This window comes from Stenotrophomonas sp. AS012628 (genome assembly GCF_010608305.1).
Taxonomy (GTDB): Bacteria; Pseudomonadota; Gammaproteobacteria; order Xanthomonadales; family Xanthomonadaceae; genus Stenotrophomonas; species Stenotrophomonas geniculata.
This window is the reverse complement of record NZ_VMBJ01000011.1, coordinates 84,042-102,021: the sequence shown is the minus strand read 5'-3', so window position 1 is coordinate 102,021 and position 17,980 is coordinate 84,042. Positions and strand designations below refer to the sequence as shown.

The 17,980-nt window shown below is 68.6% G+C and carries 13 protein-coding genes and 1 pseudogene; 7 read left to right on the top strand and 7 right to left on the bottom strand.

The window, feature by feature from the left end; all coding sequences use genetic code 11:
* Nucleotides 1–167 precede the first annotated feature (167 nt).
* From recD to recC, 3 genes are read right to left on the bottom strand one after another with little or no spacing between them, the layout of a single operon-like run.
* Entirely contained in the window at nucleotides 168–2,048 is a 1,881-nt protein-coding gene (gene recD / locus G5A07_RS07660) for an exodeoxyribonuclease V subunit alpha (RefSeq protein ID WP_191863113.1), read from the bottom strand.
* Nucleotides 2,045–5,725, bottom strand: a complete 3,681-nt coding sequence (gene recB / locus G5A07_RS07655; RefSeq protein ID WP_191863112.1) for an exodeoxyribonuclease V subunit beta — start codon at nucleotides 5,723–5,725, stop codon at nucleotides 2,045–2,047. The genes recD and recB overlap by 4 nt, the downstream gene beginning before the upstream one ends.
* The gene (gene recC, locus G5A07_RS07650) at nucleotides 5,722–9,069 is read right to left on the bottom strand and encodes an exodeoxyribonuclease V subunit gamma (RefSeq protein WP_191863111.1); all 3,348 of its coding nucleotides are present in this window, start codon (nucleotides 9,067–9,069) and stop codon (nucleotides 5,722–5,724) included. Before recC ends, recB begins: the two co-directional genes overlap by 4 nt.
* 189 nt (nucleotides 9,070–9,258) lie before the next feature.
* On the opposite strand from recC, the gene G5A07_RS07645 reads away from it, so the two are divergent.
* From G5A07_RS07645 to G5A07_RS07620, 6 genes and pseudogenes are all read left to right on the top strand, one after another.
* Nucleotides 9,259–10,047, top strand: coding sequence for an ATP-binding cassette domain-containing protein (locus tag G5A07_RS07645; protein ID WP_164192810.1), 789 nt, complete (start codon nucleotides 9,259–9,261; stop codon nucleotides 10,045–10,047).
* A complete protein-coding gene (locus tag G5A07_RS07640) occupies nucleotides 10,047–10,796 on the top strand; it encodes an MlaE family lipid ABC transporter permease subunit (RefSeq protein ID WP_005414955.1) in 750 nt (249 codons plus the stop codon). Before G5A07_RS07645 ends, G5A07_RS07640 begins: the two co-directional genes overlap by 1 nt.
* A 59-nt stretch (nucleotides 10,797–10,855) precedes the next feature.
* Nucleotides 10,856–11,320, top strand: a pseudogene (gene mlaD, locus G5A07_RS07635) (outer membrane lipid asymmetry maintenance protein MlaD); the annotation flags it as partial.
* 56 nt (nucleotides 11,321–11,376) lie between these two features.
* Nucleotides 11,377–12,039, top strand: coding sequence for an ABC transporter substrate-binding protein (locus G5A07_RS07630; RefSeq protein WP_010487479.1), 663 nt, complete (start codon nucleotides 11,377–11,379; stop codon nucleotides 12,037–12,039).
* Entirely contained in the window at nucleotides 12,029–12,340 is a 312-nt protein-coding gene (locus G5A07_RS07625; protein WP_010487477.1) for an STAS domain-containing protein, read from the top strand. Before G5A07_RS07630 ends, G5A07_RS07625 begins: the two co-directional genes overlap by 11 nt.
* 1 nt (nucleotide 12,341) lies before the next feature.
* Nucleotides 12,342–13,355, top strand: a complete 1,014-nt coding sequence (locus G5A07_RS07620; protein ID WP_010487475.1) for a VacJ family lipoprotein — start codon at nucleotides 12,342–12,344, stop codon at nucleotides 13,353–13,355.
* Nucleotides 13,356–13,440: 85 nt separating this feature from the next.
* Here the strand turns inward: G5A07_RS07620 and G5A07_RS07615 are convergent, their stop codons facing one another.
* The 3 genes from G5A07_RS07615 to rmuC form a co-directional block, all read right to left on the bottom strand.
* Nucleotides 13,441–13,986 carry a glutathione peroxidase gene (locus tag G5A07_RS07615; RefSeq protein WP_053443763.1) on the bottom strand — a complete coding sequence of 182 codons (546 nt, stop codon included), beginning with the start codon at nucleotides 13,984–13,986 and terminating at the stop codon, nucleotides 13,441–13,443.
* A gap of 126 nt (nucleotides 13,987–14,112) precedes the next feature.
* A complete protein-coding gene (locus G5A07_RS07610) occupies nucleotides 14,113–14,511 on the bottom strand; it encodes a hypothetical protein (RefSeq protein WP_191863110.1) in 399 nt (132 codons plus the stop codon).
* A 71-nt stretch (nucleotides 14,512–14,582) separates the two neighbouring features.
* Nucleotides 14,583–16,139 carry a DNA recombination protein RmuC gene (gene rmuC / locus G5A07_RS07605; RefSeq protein ID WP_143993791.1) on the bottom strand — a complete coding sequence of 519 codons (1,557 nt, stop codon included), beginning with the start codon at nucleotides 16,137–16,139 and terminating at the stop codon, nucleotides 14,583–14,585.
* A 45-nt stretch (nucleotides 16,140–16,184) separates the two neighbouring features.
* Between rmuC and G5A07_RS07600 the strand changes: the two genes are divergently transcribed.
* Nucleotides 16,185–16,790, top strand: a complete 606-nt coding sequence (locus tag G5A07_RS07600; protein WP_191863109.1) for a glutathione S-transferase N-terminal domain-containing protein — start codon at nucleotides 16,185–16,187, stop codon at nucleotides 16,788–16,790.
* Between the two features lie 161 nt (nucleotides 16,791–16,951).
* On the opposite strand, the gene G5A07_RS07595 is transcribed toward G5A07_RS07600, so the two are convergent.
* Nucleotides 16,952–17,959: a zinc-binding alcohol dehydrogenase family protein gene (locus G5A07_RS07595; protein WP_010487464.1), complete on the bottom strand. Its 1,008-nt coding sequence runs from the start codon at nucleotides 17,957–17,959 to the stop codon at nucleotides 16,952–16,954.
* Between the last annotated feature and the right edge of the window lie 21 nt (nucleotides 17,960–17,980).

Genomic DNA, 17,980 nt, shown 5'->3' with positions numbered 1-17,980 from the left:
TGGGTGTCGACCTTGGTCGACACGGTAGATCCACGGCATGCGTGGATGAACGTCGGAATGATCGAAGTACGCTGTTGTAGAGTCGAGTCATGCTCGACTGCTTCTGCCTGGCGATCAGGTGAAGGGGTCAGAGCCCGTTCCCGATGGGAACGGGATCCGACCCCCGTTCAGAACAAGGTGCCCTGCACGGTAGGCTGTTCGATGCGCGCCGGTGCTTCGGCCACCGCTTCCGCACCCAACCGCCAGGCCAGGCCACCCAATCGACTGGCGTGGCGTTTCAATGCGGCCTGCAGCACCTCTGCGCTGCCTGCTACGTGCAGGCGTTGGCGGGCACGGGTCAGGCCGGTGTAGACCAGCTCGCGCGACAGCACGCGGCCGTCCTGGCGTGGCAGCTGCAACCACACTTCGTCGAACTCCGAGCCCTGTGCCTTGTGTACGGTCATCGCGAACGCGCTTTCGTGCGCGGGCAGTGCGGCCGGGTGGAAGGCGCGTGGCTGCTCGACGGTATCGCCGGGAAACCAGGCCACCATCGCGCCGCTGCCATCGCGCAGGCAGATGCCGATATCGCCGTTGAACAGGCGGTGCCGGTAGCTGTTCTCGGTGACCAGCAGCAGGCGGCCCTGGAAGTAGCCCGGGGTGTTGCCGGCCAGCAGCTGTTCGATACGGCTGTTGAGCCCGCGCGCGCCCTGCGGGCCTTCGCGCAATGCGGTCAGCACGCGCAGGCGCCCGGCCTGCTGCAGGGCACTTACCGGATCAGCGGCCTCGGCCAGTGCACGCCAGTGGCCCAGCAGGTGCTCGCGCTGACCGCGCAATGGATCGGCTTCGCCTTCGTGGAAGTGCACGCCGGCCAGTTCACCACTGCGCAGCAGCTGCAGCGCGGTGCCGCTGTCGCCTTCACGCACGGCATGCGCCAGCGGTGCCAGGTCCAGCGCATCACTCTGCCGGTAGCCGCGTTGCAGCTGTACGCGACGGCCGGCGAAGGCGCGTGGTGCGGCCTGCGGCTGCAAGGTGGCCGGTGCCAGCAGTCCATGCAGTGCCTGCGCGTCGTCGGCGCGGGTGCCGATGCCATCGCCGCTGGCGCGCAGGATCGCGCTGAGCACGTCACCGGCTTCGACCGAGGGCAACTGATCGGGATCGCCGAGCAGGATCAGCCGGGTGCCGCTGGCGATCGCGTCGACCAGCTTGGCCATCATCGGCAGATCGATCATCGACGCTTCGTCGACCACCACCACATCCACCGGCAGTGGATTATCAGCGTGGTGGCGGAAGCGCGGTGAATCGGGAATCACGCCGAGCAGGCGATGCAGGGTGGTGCCGGTACTGGGCAATGCCGCGCACAGCGTCGCATCCACTCCTTGTTCCTGCAGCCGTTGCACGGCTACGCGAAGGCTCTCGGCCATGCGCTCGGCAGCGCGACCGGTCGGCGCGGCCAACGCCACCTCGGGCAGCGGCTGGCCGGCATGCCGGGCCTGCGCCGCCAGCAGCAGCAACAGGCGCGCGATGGTGGTGGTCTTGCCGGTGCCGGGGCCGCCGGTGACCAGTGCCAGCGGATGGCGCAGGGTGACGCCGGCTGCGCGTGCCTGGTGATCTTCACTGTTCAATGCCTGCGGGAACAGCTGCGCGAACAGCGGCGCCAACGCCGTCATGTCCGGCGCCGGCAGCGGATGCCGGCCGATGCGCTGCAGCCCGGCTGCCAACTGACGCTCGTACTCGCGATAACGGCGCAGGTAGAGCAGGCCGTTCTCCAGCACCAGTGGCGCATCCTCGGCGATGGCGTCGGACTGCTCGGGTGTCGCCACCCACGGCGACGCACGCAACTGTGCCATCCAGTCGTGCGCGGCAGGCCACTCGGGCACGCCTTCCAGCAACCGCTGCGGTTGTGCCGGATCGAACGCGGCGTGGCCCTGCGATACCGCCAGCGAGGCCAGCGCCGCCGCCAGCGCCACACTCTCGGGCGTGTCGTCGCGCAGCCGCTGCAGGCTGGTCGCCAACGCGTGATCAAGGGTGCGCAGCTGGCCCTTCTGGTGCAGTTCTTTCAGCAGGCTCATGCGCTGGCTCCGCGTGCACGTGCGGCCAGTTCGGCCTGGGCCTGCTCGCCACCGGCGAACAACGCATCCAGTGCATCCACCAACGCCAGCGGGAAACGGTCCACATGCACGCCATTGCCGGTGCCATCCAGGCCGCGGCAGAACAGGTAGCGGATGCCGCCCATGTCACGTTCGTAGTCGTAGGCCGCGCCCAGGCGGAAGCGCAACCAGCGATGCAGGGCCACGGTGTAGATCAGCGCCTGCAGGTCGTACTCGCTGTGCCGCATGGCAATGGCCAGCAGGTCCGGGCTGTAGCCGGGCAGGCGGTTGGACTTGTAGTCGAGCACGTACCAGCGCCCGTCGCGCACGTAGGTGAGGTCGATCATGCCGGTCATCAGCCCTTCCAGGCGGCGACGCTGGCCGAAGCCTCGACGACCACTGGAAACGCCGTGCGCATGAAGGACCTGCAGCAGCGCCGGCACCGTGGTCGGTTCGATGGCGAAATAGAAGTCGATTTCTGCGCGGCGCTCGCCTTCACCCAGGCTGTGCAGCGCACCGCCTTCGGGTAGCGGCACGGTCAGCGTGTGGCCAACCAGCGGCACCAGCACGGCCACGCCGTCGTCCAGATCGACATCGGCATAGCCTTCGTCGTGCAGCGCCTTGCGCAGCACCTCGGCCTGCCCCTCAGGGGCTTCCAGGCCCGGCTGCCAGTCAGCCCATGCAGCAAAGTCGACGTTCTCCATCGCCTCATGCAGCACGTTGCCGAAGCGACTGCCCATGAAGCGCGGATCGAGCGGGGCGTTGTCCTCGGCGGCCGCGGTGGGTTCAGGCAGCGCCGGTTCCAATGGCAGTTCCGGGCCGGCCGGTTCGTCGGCGGCCGGTGCCGGCAGCTCGGTGGCGGCCGCTTCGATATCGCTGCCAACGCCGGCATCTGCGTGGGCCAGCTGGGTAAAGCTGTACACCCACCAGTCGTGCGGCACGCGCCGGGTCAGTGCACGCACGGCTGGAAGCTCACCTTCCACTTCGGCCGCCAGCTGCGGCAGCGTGGCCGGCGCCTCGCTGTCATCGATGTGCACATCGGCGAGCGCGCGCAGCGCCTGCAGGTCACCCAGCAGCGGCGCCAGCCGCGTCTTGCCGAGCCCGGCCAGATCACCCACGGCGATCCACAGCGCATGCTCGGCGCGGGTCAGTCCCACATACAGCAGGCGCGCATCCTCGGCGCGCTGCTCGCGTTCGCGCTGCGTGGTGGCCGCTTCCCAGGCCTCGTCCTTGTCCAGCTTCCAGTGCAACTGGCGCTGGCCGCCGACGTGCACGGTGCAGTGCGAGGCCGTGTTCGGTGCGCCGCCGTCGATGCCGACGAAGGGCAGGAACACCAGCGGATACTCCAGGCCCTTGCTCTTGTGCAGGGTGATGATCTGCACACGGCGCGCGTCCGATTCCAGGCGCAGCAGCTGCTGCTCGTCATCCTGGTCGGCGCTGGCCATCTGCCCCTGCAACCAGTCCAGCAGCCCGTGCATGCCCAGCGCCTGCGCGGAGGCTTCCTGCAGCAGTTCACCCAGCTGCAGGTAATTGGTGAGGCGGCGCTCGCCATCGATCAGCGCCAGCAGGCGCTCGCCCTGCGCGGCACAGACATCGGCGATCACCGCGAACGGCCCGCCGCGCTGCCAGCGCTCTCGCCAGTGCAGCAGCTGCGCCTGGAACCCACGTTGCAGGTCGCCCTCGCGTTCCATCGCCGCAATCGCACTTGCGCGCTGGCCGAGCAGTACCGTGGCCAGCGCTGCGCGCAGGCGGCCCTCGTCGGCCGGTTGCAGCAGTGCCAGCAGCAGCGCACGCAGATCACGCGCTTCAGGCGTGGAAAACAGGCTCTGTTTGCCGGCTGCCACTGCCGGAATGCCGACCGCGGCCAGTGCGCGCTGCACCAGGGTGGCCTCGCGATGCGAGCGCACCAGCACCGCGATGTCACCGGGCTGCACCGGGCGCCCACGCAACACGGCATTGCCCGCACGCGCCTCGACCAGGATCTGGTGAATCGCGGCCACGCAGGCCTGGGTCGCCGCATCGCGCGAGGCATCGGCGCTCATCGCCTTGTCACCGCCACTGCGCAGCACGCGCAGGGTGAGCGCCGCGGCGGCATGGCCGTCGCGCTGGTAGTCCGCATCGCTGCGCACGCCACCGGGCCGCACCGGCTCGAACTGGATGTCGCGTTCGAGGAAGGCGTCTTCGCCGGCATTGTCGTACAGCGCCTGCAGCGCGCGCAGCACAGCGGGTCGCGAGCGGAAGTTCTGGTCCAGCACCGGCGCCTGCTGCGCCACCTGCTTGGCCTTCAGGTAAGTGTGGATATCACCGCCGCGGAAACCGTAGATCGCCTGCTTGGGGTCGCCGATCAGGAACAACGCCGGTGCCAGGCCCAGCTCGAGCACCTCCGGCGAATCACCGAACACGGTGTGGAAGATGCCCCACTGGCGATCGTCGGTATCCTGGAACTCATCAACCAGCGCGATGCGGTACTGCGCGCGCAGCTGCCTGACCAGCGTCAGTCGCTGCGGGCCTTCCAGGGCGAGCGCTACGCCATCGATCAGATCGTCGTAGGTCTGCACCCGGCGGATGCGCTTCAGTGCCTGCAGCCGCTGCGTGGCGTCGGCGCGAAGCGCGTGCAGGAAATTCAATGCGGTGGCACGCAACCAGGCATCGCGTTCGGCCAGCAGCACGACATAGCGCGCCAACGGTGCCTGCAATGGCGACGACGGCGTGCGCTCGGCGAATTTCTTGTTGGTCTTGGCGGCCAACGCCTCCGGCAGCAGCGCCGGCAGGCGTTCGCTGATCAGCAGCTCGCGCGGGTCGGCGCGCTCGGCCCAGGCCAGTAGCTGCCGGCCCAGCGGATGCAGCCAGCCCAGCTTGTAGGACACGCCGTTGAGCCACTTGTTGTCGACCGCATCGCAGAGGTCGATGAAGAACTGCTCGCCGTGTTCGCGCACGCGTGCAGACAGCTCTTCCGCCGCGCCCTGCAGGGCCACATGCGGATCGGGCAACGCCACCGGCTGCGGCAACGGATGCAGTGGCGGCGCGGTCAGCAGCGCGCGCAGATCGGCGGCCAGCGCGTCCGGGTTGGACCACAGCCAGGTCAGCGGCTCCAGCGTGGCCGGGTCATTGGCATGCACGCGCCATAGATCCGCTGCCAGTTCCTCCAGCAGCTCGCGGTCACTGGCCAGCAGTTCCGGCGGGTCGAAGGTATGGCCGCTTTCCAGCGCATGCTCGCGCAGCACGCGGGTGCAGAAGCCGTGGATGGTGAAGATGGACGCCAGATCGATCTCGTCTGCGGCCACCTGCAGGCGGCGCTTCAGTGCGGTGGCACTCTCGGAGCCGCTCTGCAGATGGCGCTGCAGGACTTCGCGGGTCAGGCATACATCCGGTGCTTCTCCCTCGGCCGGTTCCAGATCGACCAGGTGTGCGGCCAGCGCCAGGCGCTGGCGTATGCGCTTGCGCAGTTCCTGGGTGGCGGTGTCGGTGAAGGTCACTGCCAGGATCTGGCCGATGCGCAGGCCCTGCTCCACCACCAGGCGGGTGAACAGCGTGGCCAGGGTGAAGGTCTTACCGGTGCCGGCGCTGGCTTCGATGAGGCGGATGCCGTCCAGCGGCAGGGCCAGGTAGGGATCACGGCTGAGGGATTCGATGCCGTCTTCGGCGATGGCGGTGCTCATGCGTTGCCCTCCTGGCGTGCTTCGGCGCCGAGGGTGCGGCCTTCGCGCACCGCGCTGAAGACCACCTGGCTGTTGCGCAGCAGGTCGGCATAACTGGCATCGGTGGCGAACGGGTCTGCGCCGCGCAGCAGCAGCTGCCAGGCGTCGCTGCTGGATTCACCCCAGGTGCGGTCGCTGCCGTGCCATTGCTTCCAGCCTTCGCTGCGCTGTTTTTCTGTCGGCGCGTTGTACAGCACCCAGCCGGTATACGGGGCAAAGCGCAGCGGCTCGCGCAGGCCACGCTGGCGCAGCTGCAGCAGCGCACGCAGCGCCGCGCGCGCCGCCGGAACGCTCAATGCCGGCAGCACATGCGGGCCGGGGCCGGCATCGCCGCCATCGTGGAACTGCACGAGGGGCAGCGCGTCGCCAGCGGCGTTGGCCAGCAGCCAGTCCAGGCCCTGGCGGATCACTGCATTGCCATTGAGCGTGCCGGCACGCAGGCGCACCAGCCCTTCGGGATGCCGATCGGCCACGCGGCCATGCAGGCGCACGCCATCGATGTCCACTTCGTAGCGGCGGCTTTCCAGTGGATCGCCCTGCATCCAGCCCAGCAGCGCACTGGCATACGGGCGTGTCTTCAACTGCTCCACCTCGAACTGGCGCTGGCCCAATGGACCTGACGGCAGCAGGCCACGCGCGCGCAGCCGCGGGTACAAGGGCTCGGTATCGCCGCTGAGCGTGGCGCGTACCACCGCCGCCTGCACGCTGCGCTTTTCCGGCCCGCGCGACGACAGCACCAGCGGTTCCAGGTCATCGACCTCCTCGACATCGTCGGCCAGGCGCAGGCCCAGCGACTGTGCGAGGAACTGCCCGGCCGGGTCGCACAGGAAGCGGCGCAGGGTATCGAGCGCGACCTCCTCTTCCACCGCATCGTCGAGCGGCGGCGGCAACGGTGCATCGAACCATGGCTGCAGGCCACCGCGCTGGCCGGTCAGGCGACCGGCGGCCGGATGCCACTGGCGGCGATAGCTGAAGCGGCGTGGATCGCCATCACCGAACGCGGCTGGCGAGAACGGCTGCAAGGCGTGACGCACGGTGAAGTCGCGGACCGCCGCAGTCGGATCGAGGTGATACGCGGCGGCGGCATCGATCAGTTCGCTGACCAGTACCGACGGCTCACGCACGCTGCCATCGCGCGGATCGGCGCCGAGATAGCTGAGATAGAACACCTCCTGCGCGGCCGCGAACAGCTGCAGGAACAGGAAGCGGTCATCCTCGCGGGTGGAGCGGTCGCCCGGACGGCGGCGCGGCGTATCCAGCTCGGCGGTGAGCTGGTTGAGACCGGCGGCAGGGTCACGGCGGGGGAAATCGCCATCATTGAGACCGAGCACGCAGATCACCCGGAACGGCAGCAGCCGCATCGGCACCATGCGGCCGAAACTGATGCCACCGGTCAGCAGCGGTGCGCGCGTATCGGCCTCCCCCAGTACGCCGGCGAAGTGCGAACGCACCACCTCCGGCGGCACGCCGTCTTCGAAACCGGCCTTGGCGGCATCGTCGGCGAACTGGTTGAGCAGCTTGCGCAGGCGCTCCAGCGCGCGCTGGCTGTTGGGCGAGCTGGGCGCGGTGGGCAGCAGTGCATCCAGCAGCGACAGCAGGCGCTGCCGCCACTGCGCCGGGGTCAGCAGCTCGCCGAGGCGACGCTGATAGATCGCCAGCACGCGCAACAGGCGCAGCAGCCGGTCCAGCGCGTCCAGCGCGCCGCCTTCCAGTTCGATCCACGGCGCCACACCGGCCAGGTCAGCCTCACTGCCGGTGGCATGGCCGAGTACCAGGCGATCCAGCGCGAACTGCCAGGTGTAGGCGTCGTCGGCCGGTGCCTGGTGCTGGTTGCGGTGCTTCGCATCCAGGCCCCAGCGTGCACCGGCCTGCTGCAGCCAGCCATGCAGGCGATCGAAGTCCACCGCTTCCAGCCCGGCCGCTTCGGCCAGCGGCGCGCTGGCCAGCAGGTCCAGCACTTCGTTCAAGCCAAAGCGCGAGACCGGCAGGCCCAGCAGATGCACGAACACATCGGCCAGCGGCTCGCCCGCCAGTGGACTGCTGTCGGCCAGCGCATACGGAATGTGCTCCTCCTCGCCGCCGCGACCGCCGAACACTGCTTCCAGGTACGGCACATAGGGATCGATGTCCGGCGCCAGCACCGCGATCTCGCGCGCCTGCAGCGGCGGGTCGAAGCGCGGATCCTGCAGCAGGCTGCGCAGCTGGTCGTGCAGCACCTGCAGCTCGCGCAGCCGGGTATGGCAGGCGTGCACCTGCAGGCTGGGGTCGTCACTGCGCAGGCCTTCGCGCAGCTCGCCCGAGGGCAGTGCGCGGCGGTGGAACAGATCGCGCTGCAGGCGATGCAGCAGGCTGTCGGACAGGCCGCCTTCGTCCAGGGTCGGCCGGGTGTCCTCCTCCGGATCGGAATAGGCGGCGATCTCGCCGGCCGGATGCACCACCTCGTAACTGCCGAGCACCGCCATGAAGTCGCGGCCGGCCGCACCCCAGGCTTCCAGCAGGCGGTTCTCGCCGGCCGCTTCACCGAAGGGATCGGGCGCGCCGCTGCGCAGGCGCTCGGCCAGCGTCTGCAGGTCGCCCCAGTAAGACTGAACCGGGGTGGGCATGTAGAAGTGCAGCTCGCCCACCCGGGCCTGGGTGGCCATCACCCGCAGCACGTCGGGCGAGATGTTGAGCGTCGCAAACGCAGACATGCGCGGCGGCAGGCCTTGCGGCAGCGGCTGGCCGGCGCCTTCGAAGCGGTCCAGGTACTCCTGGATGCGGCGGGCGCGATAGTCGTGGCCCCGGGTGATGGTGCGCCACAGGATTGCCTGCGGATCGGCCGGATCGGCCCCGGCCGCCCAGCGCAACAGCCAGTCACGCCGCCAGGCCTGGTACTTCTCGAACACCGAGGCCAGCTCGCCGGCCAGCGCCCACGGCTTCAGAGCATCATCGCCGGCAAGATAGGACTGCAGCGCGCGCATCGGTGGCTGCGCCAGCAGCAACGGATCGCGTAGCGCCTGGTACAGCTTCCAGTGCAGGCCGGCGGCGTCCAGATCGTCCTGCTCACCGCTGACATTGGCCTTCAGCGCGCGCGCCACGAACTCACCCGGGGTCAGGAATTCGAGGTTGGCAGCCACACCGAACTCGGCCGCCAGTGTCGCCTGCAGCCAACGCCGCATCGCCACCTGCGGGATCAGCACCACTTCCGGCGCCAGCAGCGGCTGGCCCGGTACCGGCGCACGCACGTTGCGCGCCAGCAGCGCGGCCAGCACGTCCAGGGAGTTGGAATGGTAGAGGCGGAAATCGCTGCCTGGGTCACTCATCATGCACAGTGTGCAGGACGGCAGGCAGTATTCAATGGTCAGCCCATCGCCGGTACGGATTGTTCCGGGCTGCCGGGTGATTGTCCCGGCCTGCGCGAGGCCTTGCCGTGCAACAATACTGGACCGTCCAGTCTGCTTATGTTCAGCCGACGGGCCCGATCCTTCGATGTCTAAAAAACGTTAATGGTGCCCATGTCGGCTTCCACCTCCAGTCTGGTGCAGTTATCCAACGTCCGCATCGACCGGAGCGGACGCACGATCCTGCGCGACGTGTCGCTGCAGGTGCCCGAGGGCAGCATCACCGCGGTGCTCGGTCCGTCCGGCAGCGGCAAGTCGACCCTGCTGGCGGCGCTGACCGGCGAACTGCGCCCGGTCGCCGGCGAGGTCACCCTGTTCGGCAAGCCGATCCCGCATGACAGCGGCGCGCTGCTGGAAATGCGCAAGAGCGTGGGCGTGCTGCTGCAGGGCAACGGCCTGCTGACCGACCTCACCGTGGCCGAGAACGTCGCCCTGCCGCTGCGTACGCACACCCGCCTGCCGACCGCCGTGCTGCGCCGGCTGGTGCAGATGAAGCTGCATGCGGTGGGTCTGCTGGCCGCCGCCGATGCCTGGCCGCGCGAGCTGTCCGGTGGCATGGCGCGCCGTGTGGCGCTGGCCCGTGCACTGGCGCTGGACCCGCCGCTGATGATCTACGACGAGCCGCTGACCGGGCTGGACCCGATCGCCTCGGGGGTGATCATGAGCCTGATCCAGCGCCTCAACCACAGCCTGGGCCTGACCAGCATCATCGTCAGCCACCACGTGCACGAGACCCTGCCGATCTGCGACCAGGTGATCGCGATCGCCAATGGCGGCATCGTGTTCCAGGGCACGCCCGAGGCACTGCAGTCCAGCCAGGACCCGCTGCTGCGGCAGTTCCTGCACGGCCAGCCGGATGGCCCGATTCCGTTCGATGCCGCGCCACGCGCGAGGGTTGCCTGATGCCGTTCGTCCAAGCCACCCGCTCGCTTGGCCGCGCCGGCCTGTTCTCTCTGACCGTGCTGCGCGGTTCGCTGCCCACGCGTGATTTCCTGGCCGAGCTGACCCGCGAGATCTACAAGATCGGCGCGCGCTCGCTGCCGATCATCGCCGTCGGCGGTGCCTTCGTCGGCCTGGTGCTGACCCTGCAGGGCTACCGCACGCTGACCACCTTCGGTGCGGCCGACGCGCTGTCGACCCTGCTCGGCCTTTCGCTGTACCGCGAGCTGGCACCGGTGCTGACCGCGTTGCTGTTCATCGGCCGCGCCGGCAGTTCGATCGCCGCCGAACTGGGCCTGATGCGTGCCACCGACCAGATCAAGGCGCTGGAGCTGATGGCGATCGATCCGGTAGCCAAGGCGGTGGCGCCGCGCTTCTGGGCGGCGGTGCTGACTGTGCCGTTGCTGACCGGCATCTTCTGTTCGCTGGCGATCAGCGCCAGCTACTTCGAAGCCGTGCACGTGCTGGGCCTGGACAACGGCGTGTTCTGGTCGGCGCTGCGCAACAGCGTGGACTTCTGGGACGACTTCGGCGTGGCAATGCTGAAGTCGGCGATCTTTGGCGGCACTGCCGCGCTGGTCGCTGCCTACGTTGGTTTCCATGCCGAGCCGACCATTGAAGGCACGTCGGTGGCGACCACCCGTGCGGTGGTCAACGCCTCGCTGCTGGTACTGATGTTCAACTTCGTGCTGTCGGCAATGTTGTTCACCTAACCCCTCCACCGGCGGTGCGCAGGCGCGCGCGGCCACCACGACTCGATCAGGTAATCCACATGGCCATCCGCGGTCCCAGACTCGAATTCTCCGTCGGCGCTTTCCTGCTGCTGGCCCTGGCCTCGCTGATGGTGCTGGCCGTGGCCTCGACCAACCAGCGCTGGAGCTGGGGCAGTGAAGGCTATGACCTGAAGGCGCGCTTCTCCCAGGTCGGCCAGCTGCGCAAGCAGGCGCCGGTGAAGATCGGCGGCGTCACCGTCGGCCAGGTCGCGTCGATCGACCTGGACCCGGTGAAGTTCGAATCGATCGTGACCCTGCGCATGGACAGCAAGGTCAAGGACCTGCCGGCGGACACCTCGGCCGGCATCTTCACCAGTGGTTTGCTCGGCGAGAGCTATATCGGTCTGCAGCCGGGCGGTGATCCGGACGTGCTGAAGGCCGGCGACGAGATCGTCTTCACCCAGCCGGCAGTGGACCTGATCCAGCTGGTCGGCAAGTACATGTTCAGTGGCGGCGCCGGCGGCGGCGCTGCTCAGAAGCCCAACGATGGCGCGCAGGCGCCTGCAACGGAACCGCAACCATGAAGATGAAACTGATCCCGGCCCTGCTCGCCTCGGCGCTGCTGGCGGCCACCCCGTTCCTGGCCCAGGCCCAGGCCGCCGCGCCTGCCGCTGCCGCAACGCAGAGCCAGGCCGGCAAGGTGGTGATCGATGCCAGCAGCCGCATCCTGTCCACGCTGCAGCAGCGCAAGAGCGAGTTCACCAGCAACCCGGCCAGCCTGCGCAGCTACATTGACAGCGAGCTGACCCGCACCTTCGACCGCGACTACGCCGCGCGCCTGGTGCTGGGCCCGCACGCCCGCGGCGCCTCCGACGCCGACATCAAGCTGTTTGCCGATGCCATGGCCGACAGCCTGATGCAGCGCTACGGCTCGACCCTGCTCAACATCCAGGGCAAGCCGAGCTTCCGCCTGAAGGGTGAAAGCCCGCTGCCGGGCAATCGTGGCGTGCGCGTGAGCACCGAACTGGTGCGTGCCGGCAACGAGCCGACCCCGGTCGAGTACTGGATGCGCAACGTGAATGGCCAGTGGAAGATCTTCGACGTCAACATCGAAGGCATTTCCTACGTGCAGACCTTCCGCAACCAGTTCGATACCCCGCTGCGCCAGAAGGGCATCAAGCAGGTGGCCAACGAACTGCACAGCGGCAGCATGCAGGCCGGGCCCGCGGGCAATGGCAAGTAACGCACTGGCGCTGCTGGAAGGCGACACCCTGCGCCTGCGCGGGGTGCTCGACCGTGCCGCGGTGATCGCGCTGTGGCCGCAGCTGCAGGCCCTGCCGGCGAAGCTGTCACGGCTGGAGCTGGGTGAGGTCGAACGCGTGGACAGCGCCGGCCTGGCGCTGCTGGCCGAACTTGCCTCACGCGCGCGCAAGAGCGGTCACCCGCTGGCAGTCTCCGGCGCGCCGGCCGGCTACAACGAGCTGAGCGCAGCCTACCGGCTGTCGCCCGACCTGGATTTCAACGCTACTTCTGCTGCGAGCTGACATGAACGTCGTACGCACTTTCCCCCTGATCGTCCTGGCCACCGCCCTGACCGCCTGCGCCGGCAAGCCCGCACGCAGCGATGCGCCGGCGGCCAGCACCGTGGTCCCGGCCAGTACCATCGCCGAGGCCTCCGCCCCCACCGCCGATGCCGCTACGGTCGATGCCGCGCCGGCCGCAGCCGTGGTTGCCGCACCTGCACCGGCCACGCCACCATCCGCACCGGCCCGCAGCGCCGACACCGATGCGGCCAGGGCCGCAGCGGCGACCGCCCCCGGTGGTGATGACGACTTCGATGCCCTCTATGGTGGTGCCGGCAACACCGGCAGCGCGGCGGCCTACGATCCGTGGGAACCGTTCAACCGCAAGGTGCACACCTTCAACAACGCGGTTGACCGCGGCATCGCGCGCCCGCTGGCCACCGCCTACACCCACGTGGTGCCGCGCTTCGCCCGCACCGGCGTCAGCAACTTCTTCAGCAACCTGCGCGCACCGGTGACCATCACCAACCAGCTGCTGCAGGGCCGCGGCGCCGATGCGTGGGACAGCCTCGGCCGCTTCCTGATGAACAGCACGCTGGGTATCGGCGGCCTGTTCGATCCGGCCAGCAAGGCGATGGTACCGCGTCGCAATGAGGACTTCGGCCAGACCCTGGGTGCCTGGGGCTGGCGTCGTTCGCGCTACGTGGAACTGCCGTTCTTCGGCCCGCGTACTGTGCGTGATGTGTTCGGCCTGGCCGGTGACATTCCGCTGTCGCCGATCCGCCGTATCGAAGAGGACAAGATCCGCATCGGCCTGCAGGGCCTGCAGCTGGTCGATACCCGCGCGCAGCTGCTGGCGATCGACAACCTGCGTGACACCGCCGTGGACGAGTACTCGCTGGTACGCGATGCGTGGATGCAGCGCCGCAACTACCAGATCGAGAACGATCTGCGCAGCAAGCGCGACCGTGGCCACGACGATGCCAATTCGCCGATCCCGGTCGATGCCATGCCGATGCCGAACTGGAGCAACTGATCGCTGCAGCCCGTGCATGAAAAAACCCCGCCTCGGCGGGGTTTTTCTTTTCCGGTAGGTGCCAACCTCGGTTGGCACGCTTTCCTCAGGCCGCCAGCGCGGCCTCGATGGCTTCGCGCAGGCGCGCGTCATCGGCAGCCACGTCCGGGGCGAAGCGCGCGATGACCTTGCCGTCGCGGCCAACCAGGAACTTCTCGAAGTTCCACAGCACCGCCGGTGCTGCGTGGATCGGAATCTCCTTGCTCGCCAGGCGCTCACGCAGCGGGCCTTCGCCGATCGACTGCGGCTGGGCGGCGGTCAGCTGCTGGTACAGCGGGTGGGTGTCATCACCGGCCACACTGATCTTGGAGAACATCGGGAAACTGACGTCGTAGGTGAGCTGGCAGAACTGCTGGATCTCCGCCTCGCTGCCCGGCTCCTGGCCGAGGAAGTTGTTGGCGGGGAAGCCCAGCACTTCCAGGCCCTGCGCGTGCTTTTCCGCATACAGCGCCTGCAGGCCTTCGTACTGCGGAGTGAGGCCGCACTTGGAGGCGACGTTGACCAGCAGCAGCACCTTGCCCTGGTAGTCGGCAAGCGAGGACGGCTTGCCGTCGATGGTGGTGAGGGAAATGTCCTGGATCGGGGTGCTCACGCGGGGGCTCCGGCAACAGCGGGGAATGGCCCACCAGCATAGCGCCGCGCGCGCTCTTGTAGAGCCGAGCCCACGCTCGGCTGATGCCACAGCAGCCGAGCGTGGGCTCGGCTCTACAGGCAGGATTCAATCCACGCAGATCGTGCCCAGCGCCTTGCCCTCATCAATGCGCTGGCGGCATCCGAAGTTCTGGCGCACATCACGCTGGCAGGTCCCGGTGGCGACGCTGCCGACAGTCACCTCGCCGCCGGCCAGGCACTGGCCCATGCAGTCGCTCTTGCGGCTGCAGGCCTTGCCGGCGTCGGCGTAAGGAATCACGCACTGTTCGCGCTGCAGCCGGCCCAGCCGCTGCAGGGTGCCGCCAGCGGCCTGGCAGTCGACGTCGCGCGCTTCGCGGTACGCCTCGGCCGCTTCGGGGCTGGTGGCTGCGGCGGATGCCGCCGCCGTATCGGCAGCCGGTGGTGTGCTGCTGCAGGCGGCAAGCAGCGCGGTCAGGACTAGGTTGGTGAAGCGGCGCAGGCGCATGACGATACCTGATCGAAGCGGACAGGCCGCCAGCATACGCATCGGCGATGCAGGCGGCGTGTCAGCGTGGCTCAGGCCTCGTCGCCGTCGCCTTCACTGCCCTCGTCCTCGGTGGCCGCATCACCCTCGGCCAGATCGCCGAGCAACGACTGTGCCTGTTCGGACGCCAGCGACTCCACGCCACGCAGGCGCCGTTCGATGGTGCGGGTCTTGCGGCTGGCCTCGCCGATGCTGCGACCCACCGTGGTGATCTGCTTCTCGGCCTTTTCGAGGATGCCGGCGAACTTGCCGAACTCGCTCTTCACCGCACCCAGCAGGCTCCACACCTCGCTGGAACGCTGCTCGATGGCCAGCGTGCGGAAGCCCATCTGCAAGCTGTTGAGCAGCGCGGTGACCGTGGTCGGGCCTGCCACCACCACGCGGTGCTCGCGCTGCAGCAGGTCGACCAGGCCCGGGCGCCGGATCACTTCGGCATACAGGCCTTCGGTGGGCAGGAACATCACCGCGAAGTCGGTGGTGTGCGGCGGCGCGATGTACTTGTCGCAGATCGACTTGGCCTGCACGCGCACCGCGCGTTCAAGCTGGATGCCCTGCAGGCGCACACCCTCGGCGTCACCCTGTTCCTGCGCGTCCAGCAGGCGCTCGTAGTCCTCGCGCGGGAACTTGGAGTCGATCGGCAGCCACACCGGCGTGTCGTCGCTGCTGCGGCCCGGCAAGCGCACGGCGATGTCGACCATTTCACCGCTGTCCGGCCGCACCTTCACCGCTCGCGCGTACTGCTCCTGGGTAAGCGTCTGCTCGAGGATGTTCTCCAGCTGCACTTCACCCCAGCTGCCACGGTTCTTGACGTTGGTCAGCACGCGCTTGAGGTCGCCGACGCCGGTGGCCAGCTGCTGCATTTCGCCGAGGCCACGCTGCACCTGTTCCAGGCGCTCGGAGACCAGCTTGAAGGAATTGCCGAGCCGCGTTTCCAGCGTGGACTGCAGCTTCTCGTCCACGGTGTGGCGCATCTGCTCCAGCTTCTGCGCGTTGTCGTTCTGCAGCGCGCGCAGCTGTTCTTCCAGCGTCGTGCGCATCTCGGCGATGCGCTGCTCGTTGCGCTGGGTCAGTTCCTGCAGGCGCAGGCCAAGGCTTTCGGTCAGGCGCTGCTGCGACTGCGCGCCCTCCTCGCGGCCCTTGCGTGCATCGTCCACCAGGGTCTGGCGCAGCGCGCCGAGCTGGGTATCGGTACGCCCGGTGAGCTCCTGCAGCTGCTGGCCAAACGCATGGATGCGCGCTTCCTGCTGCTGGCCGAAGGTCTCCAGCTGGCCGCGCAGTTCCTGCAGCCGCTGTCCCATCAACGCCGCGCCCCTCTGCTGGCTCTCGGCCGCTTCGGCGCGCGCCTTGCGGGCATCTTCGCCCAGCGCTTCGCGCAGCAGGTCCAGGCGCTGGTCGGTGCGGGTGGACAGATCGGTCAGCGCGCGGGCGAAGCCATCGAGCTGTTCGCGCAGTTCGCTGCGCCCGGCGCGCGCCTCCTCCCGCACCGCCTGCTCCAGGCGGTCGTGCGGCGGGCGGCGCAGCAGGGCGACCAGCTGCAGGATGAGCACGGCCAATAGAAGACCGCCAATGAGCAGATATTCGGTTTGCATGGGACAAGTGTAGGCTGGCCGAGTCTCAGCTGCTGCGTCAGGACCATGCTCGCTCTGTACGGAAAGCCCACCTCCATCAATGTGCGCAAGGTGCTGTGGCTGTGCGCCGGTCTGGACTTGCCCCTGCACCACGAACCGGCCCCCCCGCCGGACCTGCTGGCCGCGCTGAACCCCAACCGGCAGGTGCCGGTGCTGCGCGATGGCGACTTCGTGCTGTGGGAATCCAACAGCATCTGCCGCTACCTGGCCGCACGCGCCGGTCGCGAGGATCTGCTGCCACCTGCAGCGAAGGACCGGGCCCGGGTGGAGCAGTGGATGGACTGGCAGGCCAGCGACCTCAACAGCGCCTGGCGCCACGTGTTCATGGCGCGCGTACGCCAGCATCCGGACTACCCGGACGATGCCCGCGCCGAGGCCAGCCTGGCGCAGTGGAACCGGCTGATGGGTGTGCTTGAAGCCCAGCTGGCCGCCACCGATGCCTACGTGGCGGGCAGCACCTTCACCCTTGCAGATATCGTGCTGGGGCTGTCGACCCAACGCTGGCGCAGCACGCCGGGCAGCAAGCCCGCGCTGCCCCACCTCGTCGCATGGTTCGAGCGCCTGCGAGAGCAGCCCGGTTTCGCCAAACACGTCGACAACGGCGTGGCGTGAGCCGTGGTTCCCGCAGCTGTTGGTAGGTGTCGACCCTGGTCGACACGGCTGATCCACGCCATGCGTGGATGAAGCTCCGTAGAGCCGAGCCTATGCTCGGCTGACGCCCACGCGCGAACGGCAGCCGAGCGTGGGCCCGGCTCTACAGACAGCGTCTGCTCCTACCAGCCTTCCAGCACGATCTTGCCCTTGGCGCGATGGCTCTCCAGCAGCGCATGGGCACGGCGCAGGTTGGCTGCGTCGATGCGTCCGAAATGCTCGCCCAGGGTGGTCTGCAGCACGCCCGTGTCGATCAGCTCGGCCACCCGGTTCAACAGATCGTGCTGGCGCTGCATGTCGGCGGTGCGGTACAGCGGCCGGGTGAACATCGATTCCCAGTGCAGTGACAGCGCCTTGCGCTTGAGCGCCATCACATCCACCTGGCCCGGGTCATCGATCAGGCCGAGCTGGCCCTGCGGCGCCAGCAGCTCCACGATCTGCGCGTAGTGCTGGTCGGAGTGGGTCAGGCTGGCCACGTGCTGCACCTCGCTGATGCCGAGCCGTGCCAGGCCCTCGGCCAGCGGCAGGCTGTGGTCGATCACGTGGTGCGCGCCCATCGCGTAGACCCAGTCCTGGGTATCCGGACGCGAAGCGGTGCCGATCACGGTCAGCTTGGTCAGCTTCCGCGCCAGCTGCACCAGGATCGAACCGACACCACCGGCAGCACCGATCACCAGCAGGGCCTGGCCCTCGCCACCGCCCTCGGGAATACGCAGACGGTCGAACAGCAGCTCCCAGGCGGTGATCGCGGTCAGCGGCAACGCTGCGGCGGCCGCATCGTCGAGACTGGCCGGCTTGCGGCCGACGCTGCGCTCGTCCACCAGCTGGTATTCGGCATTGCTGCCCGGCCGGTCGATCACGCCGGCGTAGTAGACCGCATCGCCAGGCTGGAACAGGGTCACCTCGCTGCCCACCGCATCGACGATGCCGACCGCATCCCAGCCCAGCACGCGCGGGCCGTCGGTGGCCACGCCGCGGCGGACCTTGGTGTCGACCGGGTTCACCGCCACGGCACGCACCGCCACCCGCAGGTCGCGCGGGCCGGGCTGCGGCAGTTCCAGTTCGATGTCGATCAGGGCCCGGGCGTCGTCGATCGGCAGGCCGGCGTGGGTGTAGGCAATGGCGCGCATGGCAGCGGTCCAGTGGGGAAG